This window comes from Ferrovibrio sp., from assembly GCF_046297595.1.
GTDB lineage: Bacteria > Pseudomonadota > Alphaproteobacteria > Ferrovibrionales > Ferrovibrionaceae > Ferrovibrio.
Map to the genome: position 1 here is coordinate 1,000,594 of NZ_JBKBHT010000001.1, position 23,196 is coordinate 1,023,789.

The window sequence follows — 23,196 nt, forward strand, 5'->3', positions numbered from 1 at the left end:
AAACCGTCATACCGCAGACACGAAAACGGCCGGGGCAACCCGGCCGTTTTTTATTTTAGATGATCATAAATGTAAGACGCCGCAACATTTCCAACAATGGCCAACAATATTGCCCCAAATAATATGCCGCGAAGCTTCTCCGCACCCCTTAAGAATCTTTTTCCATCCCCTATTGCAAAAATCACCGTAGGGAAAAGATATTGCCTTGCCCAATAATGAAGCATTGGCAGCAGAGCTAATACAGATGAAGCGGCCACCAATTGCCCTTTTGTTACACCAAAAGGCAATACGAAGCTTGTTTCGCGAAATACCACTCCGAGGAAAGTCCCGCTGCCAAGCCCGGATAAAATATAAGGCAACATGAACGGCGGTTTAGATATTAAAGAATACCATTGCTTCGCCGTAAGAAATATTTGACTAGCTTTATCGCAAAATCGCAGACAATCCGCGTCAGAACCACTGACTCTAATTTCTATATCTCCCAATAAACTTGAAAGTATATCTACTGTGATGTCGATAGAATCGTTGTAGCCACTGCTGAACTTTATAGATTCAATCCGGCGGGCTTTTGTATTTTCGATTCTTTTTAAAACTTCAAAATCTTTGCTACTGATTTCACTGCCATCTGACAATCCGACTTTTATTGAAATGGAATCCACATATTCATGCAAAAGCCTATGGATACGTTCAAAAAAATCTTCATCAAAAACGTATGCCCCATTTAGCCGTAGGCGTTTAGTTGTCTTATCCATTTTCCCCTCATTATCGTCCTTCAAATAATTTGTTTATAAAATTAATTCTCACACAAGATTATTGTAACCAGAATGTTAAAAAGCCAGTTCAATCAGCCATTCTAAGTTTTATGCTGCCGCCCGATCATCAGACTGTCATCGACATCATCGCCGCCGATCCCTGGGCCATGGACATCCTCTGGCTGGTGCGCAGCCTGCGCCTGCCGGATTGGGCCATCGGCGCGGGCTTCGTGCGCGGCCTGGTCTGGGACCGGCTCTGCGGATTCACCCAGCGCACGCCGCTCAACGATATCGATGTTGTCTATTTCGATCCGGCCGATACCGGCCGCGACGCCGAACGCGCGGCCGAGGCGGAACTGGCCGCCGCCCGCATCCTCGAAGCCTGGTCGGTGCGCAACATGGCCCGCATGCACCTGAAGAACGGCGACGAGCCGTATCGGAATACGACGGATGCCATCGGCCACTGGCTGGAAACGCCAACCGCCGTGGCCATCACCATGGAAGACGACGGCGCATTGCGGCTGCTGGCGCCCCATGGCGTGGCCGACCTGCTGGCCGGCCGGGTGCGGCCGACGCCGAGCGGCCAGCGGAAGCCAGCGGAATACCGCGCGCGCGTGACGGCCAAGGCCTGGCCGTCACGCTGGCCGAAAGTGGTGGTGGAAGGCCTTACCTGAGCTCGATCAGCTCGACATCGAAGATCAGCGTGGCATTGGGCGGGATCACGCCGCCGCCGGCGCCAGCCGCGCCATAACCAAGCTGCGGCGGGATCACGAGCGTGCGCTGGCCGCCCGTCTTCATGCCGGCCACGCCTTCGTCCCAGCCCTTGATCACCCGGCCGGCGCCAAGCGGAAAGGCGAAGGGCTGGCCGCGGTCGCGCGAGGAATCGAATTTGCGGCCCTTCTTGCCACCCTCCATCAGCCAGCCGGTGTAATGCACCACGGCGGTCTGGCCACGACGGGCGGTTTCGCCATTGCCGGCCTTGACCTCGGTGTAACGCAGGCCCGATGCCGTGACCTGCTCCTGGGCCTGGGCGGCAAACGGCAGGGTGGCGGCAGAGAGGCCGAGAATGACGGCGGCGGCAAAAACGCGGCGGGACAGCAACATTGCGAAAGACTCCGGATGAAGATTGGAAACGCGGCAACCCTGCCGCCGGAATGCGGCGGGAGCATGGCCGGCACGGCATCCGTTCAGCGGACGCCGACCAGTTCGATTTCGAAGAATAGCGTGGCGTTGGGCGGGATGATGCGGCCGTTGCCGCGGGCGCCATAGGCCAGATAAGGCGGGATCAGCAACGCACGCTTGCCGCCGACTTTCATATAGGCGACGCCTTCGTCCCAGCCCTTGATGACCTTGCCCTGACCGAGCTGGAACTCGAAGGGCTGGCCCCGCTTGTAGGAGCTGTCGAACATCCGCGTCGGCTTGTTGTTTTCCCAGATCCAGCCGGCGTAATGCACGGTGACCATCTTGCCCGGCTCGGCCTTGTCGCCGGTGCCGGCCACGATATCCCCCGACCGCATGCCAGACGGGGTCTGACGCAGGTTCACGGCTTCCTGTTTGCCGCCGATGCCGATGGCACCGAGTATCGAAGACAACACGCCCATGAGGGGACAATACCAAGCAAACGCGCCGCTGCCCAGAGTTGTCACACGCCCTCCAGGGCCGACCGGTGGGCGAATCGGCACCCGAATCGGATCGTTACCCGGCCAGCGGGTGCGCAGGCTGCGGCAGCGGGGTGTCAGCCGACCGGTTCGGGGAGCGGTGCCGGGCGGCCCTGCGGCAGCGGGAGGGCATCTTCCTCCGCCACCCCGGCCGCATCATCGGCCAGCAGCGCCCCCTCGCCGGCCAGCAGGAAGGAACCGAGATTCTCGCGCAGTTCGGCCCAGCGCAGGATTTCCAGCCGGCCATCGGCATGCTCGACCAGCGCCGTACAGCTCTCCACCCAGTCGCCGTCGTTGCAATAGAGGATACCGTCGATTTCGCGGATCTCGGCATGATGGATATGGCCGCAGACCACGCCGTCGACATGGCGCCGCCGGGCTTCCTCGGCAATCGCCCGCTCGTAGTCGGAGATGAACTCGACCGCGTTCTTCACCTTGTGCTTCAGATAGGCCGACAGCGACCAGTAGGGCAGGCCCATGCGGCGGCGCAGGTGATTGAACCCGGTGTTCAGGCTCAGGGCGAAGCCGTAAGCGGCATCGCCCAGCAGCGCCAGCCATTTGGCGCAGGTGACGATGCCATCGAAATGATCGCCATGGGTGACCAGGAACCGGCGGCCGTCGGCGGTCTGGTGGATCGCCTCCATCTGCACGGTGATGCCGCCGAACTGCAGGCCGTTGTCTTCGATGAAGTCGCGCAGCGCCTCGTCATGGTTGCCGGGCACGTAGATCACATTGGCGCCCTTGCGCGCCTTGCGCAGCAGTTTCTGCACCACGTCGTTCTGGCTCTGGTTCCAGTACCACGAGCGTTTCAGCCGCCAGCCATCGACGATATCGCCCACCAGGTAGATCGTGTCGGCTTCGGTATATTTGAGGAATTCCAGCAGCAGGTCGGCCTTGCAGCCGCGCGTGCCCAGATGGATGTCGGATATCCATATGGTTCGGTAGCGGGCAGGACGGAAAGCCACGTTCATCGGTCACCTGCTGTTGCCGGCGTGCGATGCGAATCACCCCGGCGGCAAATCCTTGGCCGGGAAGATGAATCCGGGCCTGCCCGTTGTCCCGTGAATTTTCCATGACCCGGATGACGGAACGATGACACTGGCAATCAGGAACTGCGGCAAAGAAAAAGGGCCTGCCGCGAGGCAGGCCCTGGATCGATTGCGTCCGTGATGGACGTATCAGATCGCTTCCTTCAGCACCTTGGAGGCGCGGAAGGCAACCTTCTTGGAAGCCTTGATCTTGATCGGCTCGCCGGTCTGCGGGTTGCGGCCCATGCGGGCAGCACGCTTGCGGACCTGCAGGATGCCGAGGTCGCCCAGGCGAACGCGCTCGCCCTTCTTCAGCGACTTGGTCACGGCAGCGAAGAATTCCTCGAACAGACCGGCAGTGGCCTTCTTCTGAAGCTCGTGCTTCTCGGCCAGCGCGGTGGCGATCTGCTTCGCGGTCACAGTAACCGTCTTGGTGGCGGCCGCTTTAGCCATGGTCTCTCTCCTCAGAAAAGATGCGTCAGATGTTGTTATGAACGAATCGGGAGTTGGTTCCCGAATCCTCCATAGCACCGCGCCAGCCTCTTGCCCATCGGGGAAAGCGCAAAAAACCGCTAGACATGCGGTTTTTCGACAACCGGGTCGAATCGGAGCCGCAAACCATGCGGGTTTATCGCACCTGCCCCGGCCCCGAAGACGGTTTCAGCCCCGCCCGGCGCGGAGTTTCGCGGCCACGGCAAAGGCCAGCACGGCCAGCAAGCCGCTGCCCAGCATGGTCCAGATCATCGGATACTGGCTCGGGTCGAGGTCCTGGCCGTAGCCAACCAGCACGGCCGCGCCGGCGCCGACCAGCATCTGCAGGGCACCCGACAGACCGGCAGCGGCACCCGCCGCCCGGGGATTCACCGAAACCGCACCGGCGGTGCCGTTCGGCAGGGTCAGGCCGTTGGACAGCGCCACCACCGCCATGGGCAGGAACAGGCCCGGCAGGGTGAGCAGGCCGAGCCAACCGGTGGTGGCCAATGCCAAGATACCAAGCAAGCCGATGATCGCCCCAATGGCGATCATGCGATCCACCCCCAGCCTGACCGCAAAGCGACCAGTGCAGAAATTGCCAGTGAGATAGCCTAGCGATACCACGATGAACCACAGGCCATAGGCCGAAGGCGGCAACCCCATCACCGTCACCACCACGAAGGGGGCACCGGCGATGAAGGCGAAGAACACTCCCGAGGTAAAGGCTGTCTGCAGGGCATAGCCGCAAAAGGCGGGTGAGCGCAGCAGGCTGGCATAGCTGCGCAGCATCGGGCCGATTCCCTCGCCAAGCCCAGGTTCGGCGAGGGTTTCCGGCAGGGTCAGCAGCACTGCGGCAAGTACAATGGCACCTGCCAGGACGCAGAAGGCGAAGCTGGCGCGCCAGCCCAGCAGGGTGTCGAGATAGCCGCCCAGCGCGGGGGAAAACATCGGGGCCAGCGACATCGCCATAGTGACGTAACCGATCATAGCGGCCGAGCGGTCGCGGTCGTAGAGGTCGCGGATGATGGCGCGTCCCAGCACCAGGCCGGCGCAGCCGCCGATCGCCTGCAGGCCGCGACCAACCATCAGAAATTCGATCGAGGGCGCCAGCGTGCAAGCCAGGCTGCCCAGGCAGAAGATTGCCAGGCCCCAGAGCAGCACCGGGCGGCGACCGTAGCGGTCGCTCAAGGGGCCATAAACCAGCTGCGCCACGCTGAGGCCGATCAGGTAGACCGTCAGGGTCAATTGCACCAGGCCGTAATCGACCTGGAAATGCCGGGCCAGACCCGGCATCGAGGGCATGAAGATGTTGAGCGCCATCGGGCCGATCGCCGACATGGCGACCAGGATCACGACGGATGGCAGGCGACGGGTACGGGGCTCGGACAGGGCGGACACCGGATGGCAGGCTGCACCGGCGGATGCAGCCGGCGCTACAGGATTGGCGAGACGCCCAATCCTATAGCGCTAATCCGGTTACGGACCAACCCGCCAGATGGTCACCGCCGGATTTCCAGTCCGTGCGGGCTGGCGCGGTAGCCGGTCAGCGTCTTGTCGGCATGGGCCAGCCGCCAGTTCAGCATCTTCTGGGCATATTCCAGCATCTTCGGCATGTAAGCCGCATCAGTGGCGACATTCTTCAGCTGCCCCGGATCTTTCTTCAGGTCGAAGAACAGCGGCGGCAAGGCGGCGCAGTGGACGTATTTGTAGTCGTCGTCCTGCACCACGGCCAGCGAGCTCTGGTCCATCGCCGTGCCCAGCACGCCTTCCGGCTTGGAATAGAAGATGTCGCGGAAGTCGAATTCGTAATGCACTTCGGTGCGCCAGTTCGCCGGCACGGCGCCGTAGGTGAAATCCAGCAGCGAGCGGCCGTCGCACTGGCGCGGGATATCGGCGCCAATCCATTCCAGGATGGTGGGCATCGTGTCCACCGTCTCGGTATAGCGGTCGACGATCTGGCCGCGGGTGGCTTCGGCGGCGCGGTCGGGGTTGCGGATCACCATCGGGATGCGGAAGCTGCCGTCGAAATAGGCCAGTTTGCCGAGCAGGTAATGGTCGCCGAGCTGCTCGCCGTGGTCGCAGGTAAAAATGATCAGCGTATCGTCCCACTGGCCGCTGTCCTTCAGGAACTGGAAGACACGTCCGAGATGGTCGTCGATTTCGGTCATCAGGCCAAAGTAGGTCGCGCGCATGACACGCACTTCCTCCTCGGTCATCGCCGAGCCCAGCTTGTCGGCGCCCTGGAAGAAGCCGCGCTGGTTGACGGTGTCGATATAGAATTTGTGCAGCGGATGCATCGCCGCCGCCTCTTCCACCGATTCATGGCGGACCGGCGCCGGCATGTCCGCCGGGTCGTACATGCTGTTGTAAGGCTCCGGCGCGATATAGGGCGGGTGCGGTCGGTAATAGCCCAGATGCAGGAACCAGTTGCGGTTGCTGGCACCATTCAGATAGGTCAGCGCGCGTTCGGTGAACCAGGCCGTATCGGACAGCTCCTTTGGCAACTGGCCCGGCTCGCGCGTGGCGCCGGGCGCGCCGGCGCGCGGGCGCCAGACATCCTCGGGATTTTCCGGCAGCGTGTAGCCTTTCGAGGCCATCCAGGCGAAATAGGCCTCCTTGTAGGGCTCGAAGGCGCCGACGGGACGGAACCCATCCATGATGTCGCCCAGCACGAAGAAGCGCGGATCGTTCGGGCCGGTGGTGCGCGGATCCGGCGTTGTGGTCGTGTAGCCGATCAGGGCGGGATCGTAGCCGCTTTTGCGCAGCTCATGCCCCAGGTTGGTGAAGCGCGAGTCGAGCGGAATGGTGTTCTGCACCGCGCGGTGGGTCATCTGGTAGAGACCGGTCAGCAGTGAGGCACGCGCCGGGCCGCAGGGCGCTGCGGTGGTGAAATGGTTGCGGAAGGTGACGCCCTCGCGGCACAGCATGTCGATATTCGGCGTCTTCAGGCCGGGCGTGCCGAGATAGGAAAACATGTCGCCGCGCCACTGGTCGACGACGATAAGCAGGATGTTCTTGCGGGCCTTGTCGGACATGTCGTGGTTTTCTCTTGCTTGACTAACGGAGTGTTGGATCGAGGCGGTCGCGCAGCCAATCGCCCAGCATGCTGATGGACAGCGTGGTGAGCACGATCACGGCGCTGGGCGCCAGCATGATCCAGGGGGCGCGGGTGATGTATTCGCGGCCGTAGCCGACCATGTTGCCCAGGGAGGTGAGCGGCGGCTGCACGCCCAGCCCCAGGAAGGACAACCCGCTTTCCAGCAGGATGATCTCGGGGAAGGTCAGCGTCATCGACACGATCAGGGTGGAGGCGATGTTGGGCAGCACATGGCGGCCATAGATGCGCCAGCTGCCGGCGCCGAGGTTGCGCACGGCCCCAGCATAGCCCTGCTCGTTGGCCGAGAGCGTCAGGCCGCGGGCGATGCGGGCGTAGCGTTCCCAGCTGTGGAAACCCATCAGCACGACGAACAGCGTGATGTCGTTGCCGAAGAAGGCCAGCACGGCCAGGGCGATGATCATGAAGGGCATGCTGGCCTGGAAATCGATCAGCACCAGCACCAGTGCCTCGAACCGGCCGCGCAGATGGGCCGCCAGAATACCCAGCGTGGTGCCCATGGTGGCGGCGATCAGCGTGCCGAAAAAAGCGATCAGCAGGCTCATGCGGATCGACATGATCAGGCGCGACAGCACGTCGCGGCCCAGTTCGTCGGTGCCCAGCGCATGGGCCCAGGACCCGCCCATGCCGACGGGCGTCTGCAGGCGGGCCTTGAGATCGAAAGCCGTGAAGCTGTAGGGCGTGAGGATGTCGGCCCCCAGCGCCACCACCAGCATCAGCAGAACCCAGCCCAGGGCCAGCAGCATCGCCGGCGGCCAGGCGGCGAAGAAACGGCGCAGCTTTGCCGCCTGCTTCGGGGCGGACTTGGCGGTAACAGGCAGATCGGTGGCAAGATCGGTCATGGTTTGGCGCGCTCCTTACGCATGGGCGCGGCCGCGCCGCAGACGGGGATCCAGCCAGCCATAGGCGATGTCGACCGCCAGGTTGGCCGCCACCATCGAGATGGCGATGGCCAGCAGGATGGCCTGCACCACGGCAAGGTCGCGGTTGGCCACCGACGCGACCAGCAGGCGGCCCACGCCGGGCCAGGCGAAAACGCTTTCCACCACCACGGCACCGGCGATCAGGCTGCCGATCATGAAGCCGACGATGGTGACGGTGGGGATCGCCGCGTTGGGCAGCGCATGGCCAGACACCACGCGGCGCCAGGGCACGCCCTTGGCCGAGGCCGTGCGGATATAGGGCTGGCCCAGCACTTCCAGCATGGCCGAACGGGTGAAGCGCGCCAGCACGGCGGCACCGGCCACCCCCAGCGTGATGATCGGCAGGATGGCATGCTGCCAGCTTTCGCTGCCGCTGGAGGGCAGCCAGCCGAGCTGCACCGAAAAGACCAGCACCAGCAGCAAAGCCAGCACGAAGCTGGGCACGGTGAAACCCGCCACCGACACGGTCATGGTCAAGCGGTCGAGCACCGAGTTGCGATGCAGGGCGGCAAAGATACCGGCCGGAATGCCCAGGCCGATCTTGATCAGGAAGGCCGGAATGGTGATGGCCAGCGTCATCGGCACACGCTCCAGCACCAGTTCGATGGCTGGGCGCCCGTCGCGCATGGAATTGCCGAAATCGCCGCTGAGCGCCTTTGCGGCATAGGCGATGTATTGCTCCCAGATCGGGCGGTCCAGCCCCCAGGCCTTGCGAAAGGCCTCGATGGCCTCGGGCGGCGCGTCGACCGACATGATCAGCATCGCCGGATCGCCCGACAGCCGCAGCACCACGAAAGCGAAGGTGACGACGAAACCGATGGTGAGCGCGGCCCGGGCGACGCGGGAAGCAACGAAACCAAACATCTCAGGACCTCTTCACGTCAGGCCGCCGCCAGACCGGCGACTGCATCCGGCTCGACGAAATGACAGGCAACCTTGCGGCCGCCGGCCGTCTCGCGCAGGGCCGGCATGGCTTCGGCGCAGATCTGCGCCGCACGCGGGCAGCGGGTGCGGAAGGCGCAGCCCGAAGGCGGCGCGACCGGATCGGGCGGATCGCCCTGCAACGGCGCCGGCCGTGCGATGCCGCGCTGCTGCACGCTGGGGATCGCCGCCAGCAGGGCCTGGGTATAGGGATGCTGCGGCGCGTGGAACAGGCTTTCGGCCTCGCCATATTCGACGATGCGGCCGAGATACATCACGGCCACCTCGTGGCTGATCTGGCGCACCACTTTCAGGTCGTGGCTGATGAAGACATAGGTCAGGCCGAGGCTGTGCTGCAGGTCGAGCAGCAGGTTCACCACCTGGGCCTGGATCGAGACATCCAGCGCCGAGATCGGTTCGTCGCAGACCAGCAGCCTGGGCTGCAGGATCAGGGCACGCGCCAGCACCACGCGCTGGCGCTGGCCGCCAGACAGCTCATGCGGATAACGGTCGGCATGATGCGCCTGCAGCCCTACGGACTCGATGGCGGCGGCGACACGATCCCGGTGGATGCCGCGGGAAAATTCGGGGTGATGGATGTCCAGCGCCTCGCCGATCTGTTCGGCCACCTTCAGGCGGCGGTCGAGCGCACCGAGCGGATCCTGATAGACCATCTGCATCAGCTGGCGCTGGCGCCGCCAGTCCGCGCTGCCGGCCTTGGCCAGCGGCTGGCCCTCGAACAGCACTTCTCCCGCCGTGGGATCGAGCAGGCCGAGCAGCAACCGTCCGGTGGTGGACTTGCCGCAGCCGGATTCGCCGACCAGGCCGAGTGTCCTGCCCTTGCCGACGCTGAGCGAAACGCCATCGACGGCGCGCAGCAGTGCCTTGTGGCTTGCCGGCCAGGAACCCTGCCGCACGCTGAAATGCCGCGTGAGGCTGCGCGCCTCAAGCAAGGGCGCAGAAAAAGAGGAAGACGTCACAGTACAGCCTCCCGGCTGGCGCCCTGCGGCATTGTGGTCGCCGGTTCGGGTTGCCGGACCGGCGCCGCCGGGAAATAGCGCGTGCGGAAACACAGCACGCGTTCGGTCTCGTTCACCGGCACCAGCGGCGGCGCGCTGCCATGGCAAGTTTCGTCCGCTTCGCCGCAGCGCGGCGCGAAGGCACAGCCTTTGGGCAGGTTCCATGGCTCGGGCACGCTGCCCGGGATGGAGACCAGCCGGGTGCGTGGTCCGTCCAGCGCCGGCAGGGCAGCCAGCAGCCCGCGCGTATAGGGATGGCGCGGCCGGTCGAACAATGTGTCGGAGGCTGCCTCCTCGACCAGACGGCCGGCATACATGACGCAGACGCGGTCGACATTCTCGGCCACCACGCCCAGGTCGTGGCTGATCAGCACCATGGCCATGCCGCTGTCGCGCCGGATGTCCTGCAGCAGACGCAGGATCTGGGCCTGTACGGTGGCATCCAGGGCCGTGGTCGGCTCGTCGGCGATCAGCAGATCGGGTTCGCCGGCCAGCGCCATGGCGATCATCACGCGCTGGTTCATACCGCCGGAGAGTTCATGCGGATAATCGCGCAGGCGCCGCGCGCCATTGGCGATGCCGACACGATCCAGCAGTCGTTTCGCCTCGGCCTCGGCGGCGGCGCCCTTCAGGCCGCGATGCAGGCCGAGCGCCTCGCCGATCTGGCGGCCGATGCGCAGGACCGGATTGAGGCTGGAAGACGGGTCCTGGAAGATCATGGCGACACGCCGGCCGCGCAGGGTTTCCAGCATGGACCGCGGCGCGCCCACCATCTGGCGGCCATCCAGCATGACGCTGCCCCTGATGCTGGCCGTGCCGGGCAGCAGGCCCAGGGCCGCCAGCCAGGTAACGCTTTTGCCCGAGCCCGACTCGCCGACCAGGCCGACCGCCTCGCCGGCGCCGACATCGAGATCGATGCCATGCAGGGCACGGATGCTGCGGCCGCCCTGGGCGAAATCGACCGTCAGGCCGCGGATTTCAACAAGCTTGTCCATCGCCGGATGCCTTCTTCCGTGTTGAGGAAAAGAAGGCGGCGGGTGTTATCCCGCCGCCATGGGCATCAGAGCTTGAAGTTATAGTTGCGGAAGTCCATCGCGAAAGCCGGCGCCGACTTCCACTGGATGTCCTTGCGCTTGGCCGTGAAGGTGGCGTTCTGGTGCAGCACCGTGTAGGCTGGGTCTTCGCGTTCGCAGATTTCCAGCATGCGCTTGAACATCGCCTTGCGCTTGACCATGTCGCTTTCGGTTTCCATGGCGATGGAGAGACGGTTCATCTCGTCATTCTCCCATTCCTGGGCCTGCTGCTGCTGGCCCTGCGGGCCATGCTGGTTGACGATGGAGGAGATCGGATCGGTGAATGGCGCGCTGTTCGACCAGTCGCGCACGGCGCGTTTGCCGTTATTCTCGAAGATCTGCTGCCAGTTCTCTTTCATCTCGATCTGCACGTTCAGGCCGACCTGGCGCCACATCTCCAGCATCACCTGCGCTGTCGCCACCTGGTTGGTGTAGTAGTTGTTCAGCACGCGGAAGGGGATCGGATCGCCCTTGTAGCCGGCGGCCTTGATCAGGTCCTTGGCCTTCTGCGGGTTGAATTCCGGCACGCTCCAGCCCTCGACGAACATCGGGCCGTAGAATTCCCACTGCAGGCCGGCCGGGATACGGGTGCGGCCCGCCCACAGGCTGTCGACGATGGCCTGACGGTCGATGGCGTGGGTCATCGCCTGACGCACGCGCGGATCCTTCAGGGACGGATAATGCTTGTCGAACACGATCAGGCGATGGTTGGCGATCAGGCCGCCCTGCACCTCGAACTTCGCGTTCTTCTCGATGCCCGGAATCTGGTCGGGCGGCATGTCGCAGATATAGTCGAACTGGCCCGAGAACAGGCCGTTGATGCGGGTGGCCACTTCCGGCACCACCACCAGGCGCACGCTCTTCACCGGTGGGCGGCCGCCCCAATATTCGTCATGGGCATCCAGCACCAGTTCCTGGTCGGGCTTGAAGTCGCGCACCTTGTAGGGGCCGGTGGAGACCGGCTTGCGCGCCCATTCCAGCCAGGTCTTGGCTTCCTCGAAGGCGCGGCGCGAGATGATCTCGCTGCCATAGCGGGCGATGCGGCCTTCCATGGTCACGTCCGGCGTGCGGTTGACGAAGCGCACGGTGTATTTGTCCACCGCCTCCACCTTCTCCAGCGCCGGCCAGGCGCGCTTGGCCACCGCCATCACTTCCGGCGGCAGGGCCTTGCCCTCGACGCTGTCGCGGATCAGCACGTTGGCGAACAGGGTCTTGCTGCTGCCGATATCGTAATCGGGGCCGAACATGCGTTCGCGGCTGAAGGTGTAAACCACGTCGTCGGCGGTGACCTCGTCGCCGTTGTGGAACTTCACGCCCTGGCGCAGCTTCAGCTCGACGGTGCGGTCGTTGATGCGGTTCCAGCTTTCGGCCAGGCCCGGGATCGGCTCCATACCCTTGAGCAGGTCGCGGCGGATCAGGCCTTCATAGATGAAGGAGAAGGTGCGTTCGCCGACATTGGACTGCTCGCGCAGCGGCTCCAGCGAGGCGCTGTTGGAAATCTGCTGCACCGCGATGGTGATGCTGGGGCGGTTGTCCGCCTGCGCGATGGCGAAGCGCGGCAGCGCCAGGCTGCCGGCGGCGATGCCGGTGCCGATCAGGAAGTTACGACGATGAAGCTGCATGATTCCCCTCCGATGCAGTGGGCAGCGCAATGGAGGGGGACGCTAGGCAGCGCAAATGACGCTGCGGTGACGCATGCGTGAAGCGGCGATGAACTCTGAGACCCGACTCGCAGATTCATCCCGACCAATCGAAAAGAGGTCGAGGCCGAATGCGCGGCATCCTCAAAAGAGCTGAGGACACACGGCGATATCTGAAATGGATTGTCGGGGGGAAGATTGGCTGGGGGACTAGGATTCGAACCTAGACAACCAGAGTCAGAGTCTGGGGTCCTACCGTTAGACGATCCCCCAGCAGGGATCGGGTGCGGGATATAGCCCGTCCGCCGGTGCTTTGCAACCCCTGCCCCCGGGCCAGCTTAGCGCCTGAAAAGGCTGACGATTTCCAGATGCGGCGACCAGCGGAACTGGTCGATCGGCACCGCCTTTTCCAGCCGCCAGCCGGCATCGGCCAGTGTGCGGGCGTCGCGGGCAAAACTGGAGGGGTCGCAGGCCGCCATCACCACGATGCCGGGCGCCGCACCGGCGGCGGCGGCCAGGGCAAGCTGCTGCACCTGGGCCCTGGCGCCGGCACGCGGCGGATCGAGCAGCACGGCATCGAGTTTCTTCAACTCGGCCGGCGCCAACGGCTGGCGCTCCAGATCACGCGCCTGGGCATTCAGCCGCCCGGCCAGGCCCGCCGTCTTCACCGCGGCCTGCAAGGCGGCGATGGCGGGGCGGTCGGCATCGGCAGCGAGCACGGTCTTGCCGGCTTCTGCCAGGCGCAAGGCGAAAGCGCCGCAGCCCGAGAAGAGATCGGCCACGCGCTTGGCATCTTTCAAAGCCTCCAGCGCAAAATCCGCCATCGCCTGTTCGGCCTCGACTGTTGCCTGCAGGAAGCCACCCGGCGGCAGGACCACGCCATGGGCGCCGAAGCGCACCAGCGGCGCGGCCCCGCCCTGATAGAGCAGCTCAGGCTCGCTGCGCATGTCGAACCGCCAGCTCAGGCGCGCCAAGCCGATGGCCTTCGCCGCCTTGCTGAGCGCGATGCGCTCCTGCACCCGCATCTTCAGCTTGCCGGTGATCAGCGCATCCAGCCCGGTTTCGGTATCCGTGAGTTTCAGGTCGATGGCCCAGCCATCGCCCAGCACCTCGATCAGCGCCGCGCGCAGGGCCGGCAACGGCGCCAGCAGGGCCGGCCGCAGCACGGTGCAGTCTTCCAGGTCGACGATCTTGCGGCTGGCCGCTTCGTGGAAACCCAGCAGCACGCGGTCCTTCACGCGGCGGACAATGAATTCGGCGCGGCGGCGCGACTGTGCCGGCACGGCGACCAGATCGGCCACCGGCGGATCGGTGAAATCGCGGCGCAGCAGCGCGGCGGCCAGCTTGTCGCGTTTCCACGCGTTATAGGGCGCCTCGGCCCAGTGCTGCAGGGCGCAGCCGCCGCAGGCCTGGAAATGCCGGCAGGGCGGCTCGACGCGGTCCGGCCCTTCCGCTTCCAGCACGCTGACATGGGCGGCATAGCCGTCGCCGCGTTCCTCGCCCACCTTCGCCGCTACGCGGTCGCCCGGCACGGTGAAGGGCACGTAATAGCGCACGCCGTCATGGGTCAGCACGCCATGGCCCTGCCCGCCCATCCGCTCGATCACGCCATCCATGTCACGCATCATGCTTCCCGTCGATCTCTTTCTCTGCCGCAATCAGGAATTCGCGGTTGCCTTCCGGCCCGAGGATGGGGCTCGGCTCGATGCCGATCACGCGCCAGCCCGGCAAGGCATCCCACCAGGCATGGATGCGCGCACAGACTTCCTCGTGCAAAGCCGGATCGCGCACCACGCCGCCCTTGCCCACACGCTCGCGCCCGACCTCGAATTGCGGCTTGATCAGCGCCACGGCCCAGCTGCCCGGCCGCGCCAGCGACAGAGCCGCCGGCAGCACGATCTGCAACCCGATGAAACTGGCATCGCAGACCACGCAGTCGATGGGATCGGGAATCAGTGCCGTATCCAGATGCCGCGCATTGGTTTTCTCCAGCACCACGACACGCGGATCGTTGCGCAGCTTCCAGTCCAGCTGGCCCTCGCCCACATCCACGGCATAGACCTTGGCCGCACCATGCTGCAGCAGAACATCGGTGAAGCCGCCGGTGGAGGCGCCGACATCGATGCAGATGCGATCCTGCGGGCTTAAGCTGAAATGCTGAATCGCATGCGCCAGCTTCACACCGCCGCGGCTGACCCAGGGATGCGGCTTGCCGCGCAGCTCCAGCGGCGCATCGGCGGCAACCGACAGGCCCGGCTTGTCCAGCCGCTTCTCGCCCGAAAACACCAGCCCAGCCATGATGGCGGCCTGCGCCTTGGCCCGGCTTTCCGCCAGGCCGCGCTCGACCAGCGCCTGGTCCAGGCGCAGCTTGGGGGCCTTCATGCCACGCGCTCCTGCATGCGGCGCAGCCTATGGCTCTGCCGGGCAAAACGCCAGAGCAGCAGCGCGGCCACCACGGCCAGCCCCACCACCAGGCCGATCCAGACGCCGATGCCGCGCAGGGGCGTGAAGAAGCCGAACCAGATGGCGATGGGAAACCCGATCAGCCAGTAACCCACCAGCGTCATCACCATCGGCATGGCGGTATCCTTCAGGCCACGCAGCGCGCCATTGGCCACGCCCTGGGCGCCATCGACCAGCTGGAACAGGGCCGCCATGCCCAGATAGGTGGTGGCGAGCAGGAAGAGCTCCGAATGGCGGTCGGCCACGAACACGCCGATCAGCGTGGCGCCGGCAAAGCCGAAGATCAGCGCGGTGCACAGCATGAAGGACATACCCATGGCAATCGCGATCCAGCCGGCATGCGCCACGCCGGCGGCATCGCGTGCACCGGCGGCCAGCCCGACGCGCACCGTGGCCGCCTGGCCCAGCCCCATCGGCACCATGAAGGCAATCGCCGCCCATTGCAGCGCGACCTGATGCGCCGCCACCTCCGCAGCCCCCAGCCGGCCCATCAGCAGGGCGGCGGCCGAGAACAACCCGATCTCGGCGCCCAGCGCCAGCGAGATCGGCAAGGCCACGCGCAGGAAGGCGATCATGCGGCGCGGCGTGGTGCGCCACCAGCCGCGCGACAGCTGATAGGACGAAAACTGCGGATCGCGCGCGATGTACCAGAGAATGCCGAGCAGGATGGCCAGGTTGACGAAGCTGGAGCCCATCCCGGCGCCGACCACGCCCAGCGACGGCACGATCCAGAAGCCGAAGATCAGCACGTAATTCACCGCCGCGTTCATGAGCAATGCGATCACGGTGAGCACCAGGGCGACGCGCGGCCGCTCCAGCACCGAGACGAAGCCGCGCAGCACCATGAGCCACAGCGAGGTGATGAACATGCCGCTCAAGGCCTGCATGAACGGCACGGCCAGCGCGATCAGTTCCGGTGGCTGGCCGATCAGCACCAGGAAAGGTTCGCTCACGATCATCAAGATGGTGCAGAGCAGACCGTAGAGGCCGGTGGAGATCAGTCCGTCATGCACGGCCTGGCGCACGCCGTCGCGGTCGTTGGGATCATGGCCGCGCGCCTGCGCCGCCAGTGCCGGCGTGGCCGTCGCCATACCCAGGCCGATGATCCACAGGAAGCTGAAGATCGCCACGCCCAAAGCGGCGGCGCCCAGCGCCTGTTCGCTGTAATGCGACAGCAGCCAGACATCGGTGGTATGGATCGCCATCTGGGCGAGCTGGGTACCGGCAATCGGCAGCGCCAGCACGAGCGTGGCCCGCGCTTCCCTTAAGATCATGACGGGCCTGCTTTATGCGCGGACGGACAGGTCGGAGCGACCCAGCGCCGAAAGCGCCATGGCGACGATCTGCGGCGCGTTCAGCCCCGCGATATCGTACTGCTTCGCCGGCGTGTCGTGGTCGATGAAGATGTCGGGCAGCACCATCGGCCGGATCTTCAGGCCATGGTCCAGCAGGCCCTCGTGGCTGAGGAACTGCAACACATGGCTGCCGAAGCCGCCGACCGAACCTTCCTCGATGGTGATCAGCACCTCGTGATGGCGGGCAAGCTGGCGCACCAGATCGGTATCGAGCGGTTTGCAGAAGCGCGCATCGGCCACCGTGGCGGTCAGGCCGCGCGCGGCCAGGTCGTCGGCGGCCTTCATCGCCTCGGCCAGGCGGGCGCCGAACGAAAGAATGGCAATCGAGCTGCCCTCGCGCAGCACGCGACCCTTGCCCAGCGGCAGGATCGAGCCGCGGCCCGGCAACGTGAGGCCCAGGCCCTCGCCGCGTGGATAGCGGAAAGCGGAGGGACGATCATCCAGCGCCGCCGCCGTGGCCACCATATGCATCAGCTCCGCCTCGTCGGCGGCGGCCATCAGCACCATGTCGGGCAGGCAGCCGAGATAGGCGATGTCGAAACTGCCGGCATGGGTCGCGCCATCGGCGCCGACCAGACCGGCACGGTCGATGGCGAAACGCACCGGCAGCTTCTGGATCGCCACGTCATGCACCACCTGGTCATAGGCGCGCTGCAGGAAGGTGGAATAGATCGCACAGAAGGGCTTGAAGCCCTCGCAGGCCATGCCGGCGGCAAAGGTGACGGCATGCTGCTCGGCGATGCCGACATCGAAGCAACGATCAGGAAAACGCTGGGCAAAGAGATCGAGGCCGGTGCCGGACGGCATCGCAGCGGTGACTGCCACGATCTTGTCGTCGCGCTCGGCTTCGGCGATCAGGCTCTGGGCGAACACCTTGGTATAGCTGGGCGGGCCGGCCTTGGGCTTGGCCTGGGCGCCGGTGACGACATCGAATTTCGACACGCCATGATACTTGTCGTCCGCCGCCTCGGCTGGGCCATAGCCCTTGCCCTTCTGCGTCACGGCATGGATCAGCACCGGGCCGGTCTTGTCGTTGTCGCGGATATTCTTCAGCACCGGCACGAGGTGTTCGAGATTGTGGCCGTCGACCGGGCCGACGTAATAGAAGCCCAGTTCCTCGAACAGCGTGCCGCCGGTGACCATGCCGCGCGCATATTCCTCGGCCTTCTCGGCCGCCGTCGCCAGTCCCTTCGGCAGGATCTTGTGGCCAAGCTGCTTGGCGAGCTGGCGCAGGCCCATATAGGAGCGCGATGAGAGCAGTCGCGACAGATAGGCGCTCATGGCGCCGACCGGCGGCGCAATCGACATGTCGTTGTCGTTCAGAATCACGATCAGGCGCGAATCCATCGAACCGGCATTGTTCATGGCCTCGTAGGCCATGCCGGCCGACATCGCGCCATCGCCGATCACGGCAATGACGTTGTTGCTGCCATGCTTGAGGTCGCGGCCCACCGCCATGCCTAGGCCGGCGGAAATCGAGGTGGAGGAATGCGCGGCGCCGAAGGGATCGTATTCGCTTTCCGAGCGGCGGGTGAAACCCGACAGGCCGCCGCCCTGGCGCAGCGTGCGGATGCGGTCGCGCCGGCCGGTGAGTATCTTGTGCGGATAGGCCTGATGGCCGACATCCCAGATCAGCTTGTCCTCAGGCGTGGCGAAGACATGATGCACCGCCACGGTCAGCTCGACCACGCCGAGGCCGGCGCCGAGATGACCGCCCGTCACCGAGACGGCATCGATCATCTCACGGCGCACCTCGTCGGCGAGCTGCTTGAGCTGGTCGATGTCGAACTGCCGGATGTCGGCCGGCGTCCGCACCGTATCCAGCAGGGGTGTGCGGTTGCTGATCATTACTGATCCAATCGTGTCACGAGCGGCGGGTTATAACAAACTCCGCCAGCTCCTGTAAAACCGCAGCCGCCGCCCCGAAACGGGCCAGGCGGTCGCGGGCCGAATTGGTTAACGTCCGGGCCTTGGCTTTGGCACCCTCCAGGCCCAAAAGGCCCACAAAGGTGGCCTTCCCCGCCCCGGCATCCTTGCCCACCGCCTTGCCAAGCTCGGCGGCCGAGCCTTCATGGTCCAAGATATCGTCCGCGATCTGGAAGGCGAGCCCCAGATCGGCGGCATAATCGCGCAGAACCGCCCGATCTTCCATGGATGCCTGGCCCAAAATCGCCCCCGACTCGGCGGCATAGGCGATCAGGGCCCCGGTCTTGAGCGCCTGCAGATGGGCGATCTCGGCATAATCCAGCGGCCGGCCGGCCGCCGTGCGGGTTTCGGCCGCCAGGTCGATGGCCTGCCCGCCGACCATGCCGCGCGGACCGGCCGCCCGGGCCAGCCCCAGCGCCAGTTCGGCCCGCACGCCGGCATCTGCATGGGTGGCCGGATCGGCCAGCACTTCAAAAGCCAGGGCCTGCAACCCGTCGCCCGCCAGCACGGCGGCGGCCTCGTCGAAGGCCTTATGCACAGTGGGCTTGCCGCGGCGCAGATCGTCGTCGTCCATGCAGGGCAGATCGTCATGGATCAGCGAATAGGCATGCAGCATCTCGATGGCCGCCGCCACACGCAGGCTGCGCTGGCGCGGCGCGCCGAACAGGTCGCCGCCCGCCACCGCCAGCAGGGCGCGCAGCCGCTTGCCGCCGCCCAGCGTGGCATAACGCATGGCCTCGTCCAGGCGTGTCGTCGGGCCCTCGGGTTTGGGCAGCAGACGGTCGAGTTCGGCCTCGACGGCGGCCGCCGCATCCCGCATGGCCGCCGCAAGCGACGGCGAACCGGTCATGTCAGTCGGCCTTGAAGGGCTGGGTGCCGGGCTGGCCGTCGGCGCCAACGACGATCTTCTCGATCTTCTCTTCCGCCGCCTTCAGCTTGGCCTCGCAATGGCGTTTGAGCAGGGCACCGCGGCCATAGAGGGCAATCGATTCCTCAAGATCGACCCGGCCGCTTTCCAGCTTGCCCACGATCTCGTCCAGTGCCTTCAGGGCGGCCTCGAAACTCAGGGCCGCGATATCGGCAGGAATGGCCTCAGGGGCGTTTTCCGCCGCATCCTTCGCCTTCGACATGCCGCCTCCGTTTCACAATGCCGCCATAGTCTAGGGATGGGGTAAGCCCCCAACAACCCATGGCGCACCCCCAGCGGTGGAGGTGCATAACCATGGCCGAAGCAATATATTGCGTTCATGACTTTGCCAACCCGGAAAGGGACATCCCCATGTTGACCCGCCGCCATTTATTGACGACCGCGACCCTCGGCGCCGGCTTCCTGCTGGCGTCGCCCCGACTGGCCCGCGCCTCGGAAGACCAGAGCCTGGTCGATGCGGCCCGCATCACCGTCGACCGCTTCGCCGCCGACGGGCAGTTCTCCGACATGCGCCGCCAGCTTGCCAAGGCCAAGGGTGTGTTCGTCGTGCCGCAGCTGCTGAAGGCCAGCTTCATCATCGGCGGCGAAGGCGGCTCGGGCCTGCTGATGGCCCGCACCGGCACCGGCTGGAGCGAACCTGCGATCTACACGATGGGCGCCGGCTCCATCGGCCTGCAGATCGGCGGCGAGGCATCGGAAGTGATGCTGCTGCTGATGAACGACAAGGCGGTGGATGCCATCCTGCGCAACGAATTCAAGCTGGGCGCCGATGCCACCGTGGCGGCCGGCCCGGTCGGCATGGGCATCGAGGCGGCCACCACCACCCATCTGGGCGCCGACATCTTGTCCTATTCGAAGAGCAAGGGCCTGGCCGCCGGCGTGGCCGTCGAGGGCGCGGTGATCACCGCGCGGCATAGCCGCAACACCGCCTATTACGGCCGCCAGGCGCATCCGCGCAACATCCTCTACGATCACGCCGTCAGCAATCCGGGCACCAGCGCGCTGCGCCAGGCACTGAGCGCGGCCGAAGGCCGGTGATCGACGCCCCGACTTTGCGGGGCTACCGCGCGACGACATATGCGGTGGCCCTGCCGGACGGAATCATGATCGGCCTGCGGCTGGATTATAGCAGCCCGCAGGCCGATGCGTTTCTGCACCGGATGGATGCCCGCAGCATCACTTGCCTGAATGCCTGGAACCCGCGGAGCCGGCATCTGCCGGTGACACGCAACATGGCGGCACACCAGCGCCTGCGATGGAACCTGGCATCGCGCAGGCTGATCGCGTTGCCGCAGCTGGGCGTGCCGGACCGCCATGGCTGGCGGCCGGAACCGGGTTTCGCCGTGCTGGACCTGGAAACGGAAAAGGCCATAGCGCTGGCAGAGCGCTATGGCCAATTCGGCATCGTGCGTTACATGCGCGGCGGCGTGGCGGAACTGGTCCTCACCCGCCTCGCGCTACGGTAGGTCAGGCCACCTCGCTGTTTTAAGCCACTTCAAAAAGGCCGGCGCCGCCCTGGCCGCCGCCGATACACATGGTCACCACCACATACTTGGCGCCGCGACGCTTGCCCTCGATCAGGGCATGGCCGGTCATGCGCGCGCCCGACATGCCATAGGGATGGCCGATGGAGATCGCACCGCCATTCACGTTCAGGCGCTCGTTCGGGATGCCGAGCTTGTCGCGGCAGTAGAGCACCTGCACGGCGAAAGCCTCGTTCAGCTCCCACAGGCCGATATCGTCCATCTTCAGGCCGAAACGCTGCAGCAGCTTGGGGATCGCATAGATCGGGCCGATACCCATCTCGTCGGGCTCGCAGCCGGCCACCGCCATGCCGCGATAGATGCCCAGCGGCTGCAAGCCGCGCTTCTCGGCCAGCTTGGATTCCATCACCACGCAGGCCGAGGCGCCATCGGAAAGCTGGCTGGCATTGCCGGCGGTGATGAACTTGTCCGGCCCGCGCACCGGCTGCAGGGCGGCCAGATTCTCCAGGGTCGTTTCAGGCCGGTTGCCTTCATCCTTGGTCAGCGTGACGTCCTTGTAGGAAACCTCCTTGGTCTCCTTGTTCACCACGGCCATCTTGGTCGGCATCGGCACAATCTCGGCATCGAACTTGCCGGCCGCCTGGGCGGCAGCCGTGCGCTTCTGGCTTTCCAGCGCATAGGCATCCTGCGCCTCGCGGCTGACACCGTAGCGCTTGGCCACCACTTCCGCCGTATCGATCATCGCCATGTAGATGTCGGGCTTGTTCTTCATCAGCCATTCGTCGCGGGCGCGGAAGGTATTCATATGCTCGTTCTGCACCAGCGAGATCGACTCAAGCCCGCCGCCCACGGCGATCGGCACGTTGTCGTGGATCACCTGCTTGGCAGCCGTGGCAATCGCCATCAGGCCCGAGGCGCATTGGCGGTCGACGCTCATGCCCGCCACCGTCACCGGCAGGCCGGCGGCCACAGCGCATTGGCGGGCGATATTGCCGCCGGTCGAACCCTGCTGCAGGGCGGCGCCCATCACCACATCGTCCACCTCGCCCGGCTCGATGCCGGCGCGCTTCACGGCCTCGCGGATCGCATGCGCCCCCAGGCTGGCGGCATCGGTGTTGTTGAAGGCGCCGCGATAGGCCTTGCCGATCGGCGTGCGGGCGGTGGATACGATGACGGCTTCGCGCATGACTGGTTTCCTCCGATTATCGGTCTGGGGCCGAACGCTAGACCCAAATTTTGCACCGCGCAAACCTGCCGTTGCGTCAGGTTTACGCGCACGTCAACCTGATCAGGCCGGCCAGCGCTTGGCGATCTCTTCCAGCATCACCTCGGTGGCGCCGCCGCCGATGGGATGGATGCGGGCGTCGCGCGCCATGCGCTCGATCTCGCTGTCGCGCAAATAGCCGGCGCCACCATGGAACTGCAGGCAGTCATAGGTCACGGCATTGACCAGCTCTCCGCAGACCGCCTTGACCATCGACACCTCGCGCACGGCATCGCGGCCCTGATCCACCGACCAGGCGGCATGATAGACCAGCTGTCGCGCCGCCTCGGTGCGCGCCTCCAGCATCGCCAGGCGCTGGCGGATCGCCTGCTTGTCGGCCAGCACACCGCCGAAGGCCTTGCGGGTCGTCACATACTGCCGGGTGATTTCCAGCGCGCGGCGGCATTCGCCCACCGCCATGGCGCCCAGCACCAGGCGCTCGTTCTGGAAATTCTTCATGATGGCATAGAAGCCGCGATTCTCCTCGCCCAGGCGGTTCTCGGCCGGCACGCGGCAATTGTCGAACACCAGTTCGGCGGTATCCGAGCAGAGCCAGCCATGCTTCCTGAGGCTGCGCCCGGCGCTGAAGCCCGGCGTTCCTTTTTCGACGGCGAAGATCGAGATGGCACGCGAGCCCTTGGCCTCCGGATCGGTCTTGGCCGCCACGAAATAGAGATCGGCATGCACGCCATTGGTGATGAACATCTTGGCGCCATTCAGCAGATAGGCATCGCCGTCGCGCCTCGCCCGCGTGCGGATGGCCGCCACATCCGAGCCGGCATCGGGCTCGGTGACCGCCACGGCGGTGATCAGGTCGCCGGCGATGACTTTCGCGAACCAGCGGTCGAGCTGCTGTTTGTTGCCGGCATGAGCCAGATGCGGCGAGGCCATGTCGGTATGCACCAGCACGGTGGCGGAAAAGCCGCCGAAGCCAGAGCGGCCGCATTCCTCGGCCAGGATCGCCGAGGCCACCGCGCCCTGTTCGCTGCCGCCATAGGCTTCCGGGTAGCGGATGCCAAAGAACCCAAGCCGACCCATCTGGCGCAGCACCTCGCGCGGCACCATGCCGGCCTCTTCCCAGGCGGCACCATGGGGGCGGACTTCCTGCTCGACGAAACGCGTCACCTGCTCGCGCAGCTGCACATGCTCGTCGGTCTCGTAGATCAGTCGCAT

The 23,196-nt window shown here is 65.2% G+C and carries 23 protein-coding genes and 1 tRNA gene; 3 read left to right on the top strand and 21 right to left on the bottom strand.

Annotation, left to right across the window (positions count from 1 at the left end; genetic code table 11):
• Positions 1–50: 50 nt before the first annotated feature.
• Complete coding sequence (locus tag ACK4FJ_RS05055) at positions 51–752, bottom strand: hypothetical protein (RefSeq protein ID WP_409764739.1); 702 nt, start codon at positions 750–752, stop codon at positions 51–53.
• 110 nt (positions 753–862) lie between these two features.
• Between ACK4FJ_RS05055 and ACK4FJ_RS05060 the strand changes: the two genes are divergently transcribed.
• Positions 863–1,426: a nucleotidyltransferase family protein gene (locus tag ACK4FJ_RS05060; protein WP_409764740.1), complete on the top strand. Its 564-nt coding sequence runs from the start codon at positions 863–865 to the stop codon at positions 1,424–1,426.
• On the opposite strand, the gene ACK4FJ_RS05065 is transcribed toward ACK4FJ_RS05060, so the two are convergent.
• The 18 genes from ACK4FJ_RS05065 to ACK4FJ_RS05150 form a co-directional block, all read right to left on the bottom strand.
• Positions 1,419–1,856: an FKBP-type peptidyl-prolyl cis-trans isomerase gene (locus ACK4FJ_RS05065; protein ID WP_409764741.1), complete on the bottom strand. Its 438-nt coding sequence runs from the start codon at positions 1,854–1,856 to the stop codon at positions 1,419–1,421. The genes ACK4FJ_RS05060 and ACK4FJ_RS05065 overlap by 8 nt on opposite strands.
• Before the next feature lie 83 nt (positions 1,857–1,939).
• Complete coding sequence (locus ACK4FJ_RS05070; protein ID WP_409764742.1) at positions 1,940–2,353, bottom strand: FKBP-type peptidyl-prolyl cis-trans isomerase; 414 nt, start codon at positions 2,351–2,353, stop codon at positions 1,940–1,942.
• 134 nt (positions 2,354–2,487) lie between these two features.
• On the bottom strand, positions 2,488–3,381 hold the full coding sequence (locus tag ACK4FJ_RS05075; RefSeq protein ID WP_409764743.1) for a UDP-2,3-diacylglucosamine diphosphatase: 894 nt from the start codon (positions 3,379–3,381) through the stop codon (positions 2,488–2,490).
• A 207-nt stretch (positions 3,382–3,588) separates the two neighbouring features.
• The gene (locus ACK4FJ_RS05080; protein ID WP_374303109.1) at positions 3,589–3,891 is read right to left on the bottom strand and encodes an HU family DNA-binding protein; all 303 of its coding nucleotides are present in this window, start codon (positions 3,889–3,891) and stop codon (positions 3,589–3,591) included.
• 207 nt (positions 3,892–4,098) lie between these two features.
• Entirely contained in the window at positions 4,099–5,310 is a 1,212-nt protein-coding gene (locus ACK4FJ_RS05085) for a multidrug effflux MFS transporter (protein WP_409764744.1), read from the bottom strand.
• A 101-nt stretch (positions 5,311–5,411) separates the two neighbouring features.
• A complete protein-coding gene (locus tag ACK4FJ_RS05090) occupies positions 5,412–6,947 on the bottom strand; it encodes an alkaline phosphatase family protein (protein ID WP_409764745.1) in 1,536 nt (511 codons plus the stop codon).
• A gap of 22 nt (positions 6,948–6,969) precedes the next feature.
• A complete protein-coding gene (locus tag ACK4FJ_RS05095; RefSeq protein ID WP_409764746.1) occupies positions 6,970–7,869 on the bottom strand; it encodes an ABC transporter permease in 900 nt (299 codons plus the stop codon).
• 15 nt (positions 7,870–7,884) lie between these two features.
• A complete protein-coding gene (locus tag ACK4FJ_RS05100) occupies positions 7,885–8,814 on the bottom strand; it encodes an ABC transporter permease (RefSeq protein ID WP_409764747.1) in 930 nt (309 codons plus the stop codon).
• 17 nt (positions 8,815–8,831) lie between these two features.
• Complete coding sequence (locus tag ACK4FJ_RS05105; protein WP_409764748.1) at positions 8,832–9,851, bottom strand: ABC transporter ATP-binding protein; 1,020 nt, start codon at positions 9,849–9,851, stop codon at positions 8,832–8,834.
• On the bottom strand, positions 9,848–10,885 hold the full coding sequence (locus tag ACK4FJ_RS05110) for an ABC transporter ATP-binding protein (protein WP_409764749.1): 1,038 nt from the start codon (positions 10,883–10,885) through the stop codon (positions 9,848–9,850). Before ACK4FJ_RS05110 ends, ACK4FJ_RS05105 begins: the two co-directional genes overlap by 4 nt.
• A 65-nt stretch (positions 10,886–10,950) precedes the next feature.
• The gene (locus ACK4FJ_RS05115) at positions 10,951–12,585 is read right to left on the bottom strand and encodes an ABC transporter substrate-binding protein (protein ID WP_409764750.1); all 1,635 of its coding nucleotides are present in this window, start codon (positions 12,583–12,585) and stop codon (positions 10,951–10,953) included.
• Positions 12,586–12,802: 217 nt separating this feature from the next.
• Positions 12,803–12,876, bottom strand: a tRNA-Gln gene (locus ACK4FJ_RS05120).
• 65 nt (positions 12,877–12,941) lie between these two features.
• Positions 12,942–14,231 carry a class I SAM-dependent RNA methyltransferase gene (locus ACK4FJ_RS05125; protein WP_409764751.1) on the bottom strand — a complete coding sequence of 430 codons (1,290 nt, stop codon included), beginning with the start codon at positions 14,229–14,231 and terminating at the stop codon, positions 12,942–12,944.
• A complete protein-coding gene (locus ACK4FJ_RS05130; RefSeq protein ID WP_409764752.1) occupies positions 14,221–14,985 on the bottom strand; it encodes a TlyA family RNA methyltransferase in 765 nt (254 codons plus the stop codon). Before ACK4FJ_RS05130 ends, ACK4FJ_RS05125 begins: the two co-directional genes overlap by 11 nt.
• The gene (locus tag ACK4FJ_RS05135) at positions 14,982–16,340 is read right to left on the bottom strand and encodes an MATE family efflux transporter (RefSeq protein ID WP_409764753.1); all 1,359 of its coding nucleotides are present in this window, start codon (positions 16,338–16,340) and stop codon (positions 14,982–14,984) included. Before ACK4FJ_RS05135 ends, ACK4FJ_RS05130 begins: the two co-directional genes overlap by 4 nt.
• A 12-nt stretch (positions 16,341–16,352) precedes the next feature.
• Positions 16,353–18,269 carry a 1-deoxy-D-xylulose-5-phosphate synthase gene (gene dxs, locus ACK4FJ_RS05140; protein WP_409764754.1) on the bottom strand — a complete coding sequence of 639 codons (1,917 nt, stop codon included), beginning with the start codon at positions 18,267–18,269 and terminating at the stop codon, positions 16,353–16,355.
• Between the two features lie 16 nt (positions 18,270–18,285).
• Entirely contained in the window at positions 18,286–19,197 is a 912-nt protein-coding gene (locus ACK4FJ_RS05145; protein ID WP_409764755.1) for a polyprenyl synthetase family protein, read from the bottom strand.
• 1 nt (position 19,198) lies between these two features.
• Positions 19,199–19,477 (bottom strand): exodeoxyribonuclease VII small subunit, encoded by a 279-nt coding sequence (locus ACK4FJ_RS05150; protein ID WP_409764756.1) that lies wholly within the window; start codon positions 19,475–19,477, stop codon positions 19,199–19,201.
• A gap of 170 nt (positions 19,478–19,647) precedes the next feature.
• Between ACK4FJ_RS05150 and ACK4FJ_RS05155 the strand changes: the two genes are divergently transcribed.
• Both ACK4FJ_RS05155 and ACK4FJ_RS05160 read left to right on the top strand, forming a co-directional pair.
• A complete protein-coding gene (locus ACK4FJ_RS05155) occupies positions 19,648–20,313 on the top strand; it encodes a lipid-binding SYLF domain-containing protein (protein WP_409764757.1) in 666 nt (221 codons plus the stop codon).
• Positions 20,310–20,741 (top strand): DUF3293 domain-containing protein, encoded by a 432-nt coding sequence (locus ACK4FJ_RS05160; RefSeq protein ID WP_409764758.1) that lies wholly within the window; start codon positions 20,310–20,312, stop codon positions 20,739–20,741. The genes ACK4FJ_RS05155 and ACK4FJ_RS05160 overlap by 4 nt, the downstream gene beginning before the upstream one ends.
• A gap of 19 nt (positions 20,742–20,760) precedes the next feature.
• On the opposite strand, the gene ACK4FJ_RS05165 is transcribed toward ACK4FJ_RS05160, so the two are convergent.
• Together ACK4FJ_RS05165 and ACK4FJ_RS05170 are read right to left on the bottom strand one after the other, a co-directional pair.
• Complete coding sequence (locus tag ACK4FJ_RS05165) at positions 20,761–21,945, bottom strand: acetyl-CoA C-acyltransferase (protein ID WP_409764759.1); 1,185 nt, start codon at positions 21,943–21,945, stop codon at positions 20,761–20,763.
• Between the two features lie 102 nt (positions 21,946–22,047).
• Positions 22,048–23,196 carry an acyl-CoA dehydrogenase family protein gene (locus ACK4FJ_RS05170; protein WP_409764760.1) on the bottom strand — a complete coding sequence of 383 codons (1,149 nt, stop codon included), beginning with the start codon at positions 23,194–23,196 and terminating at the stop codon, positions 22,048–22,050.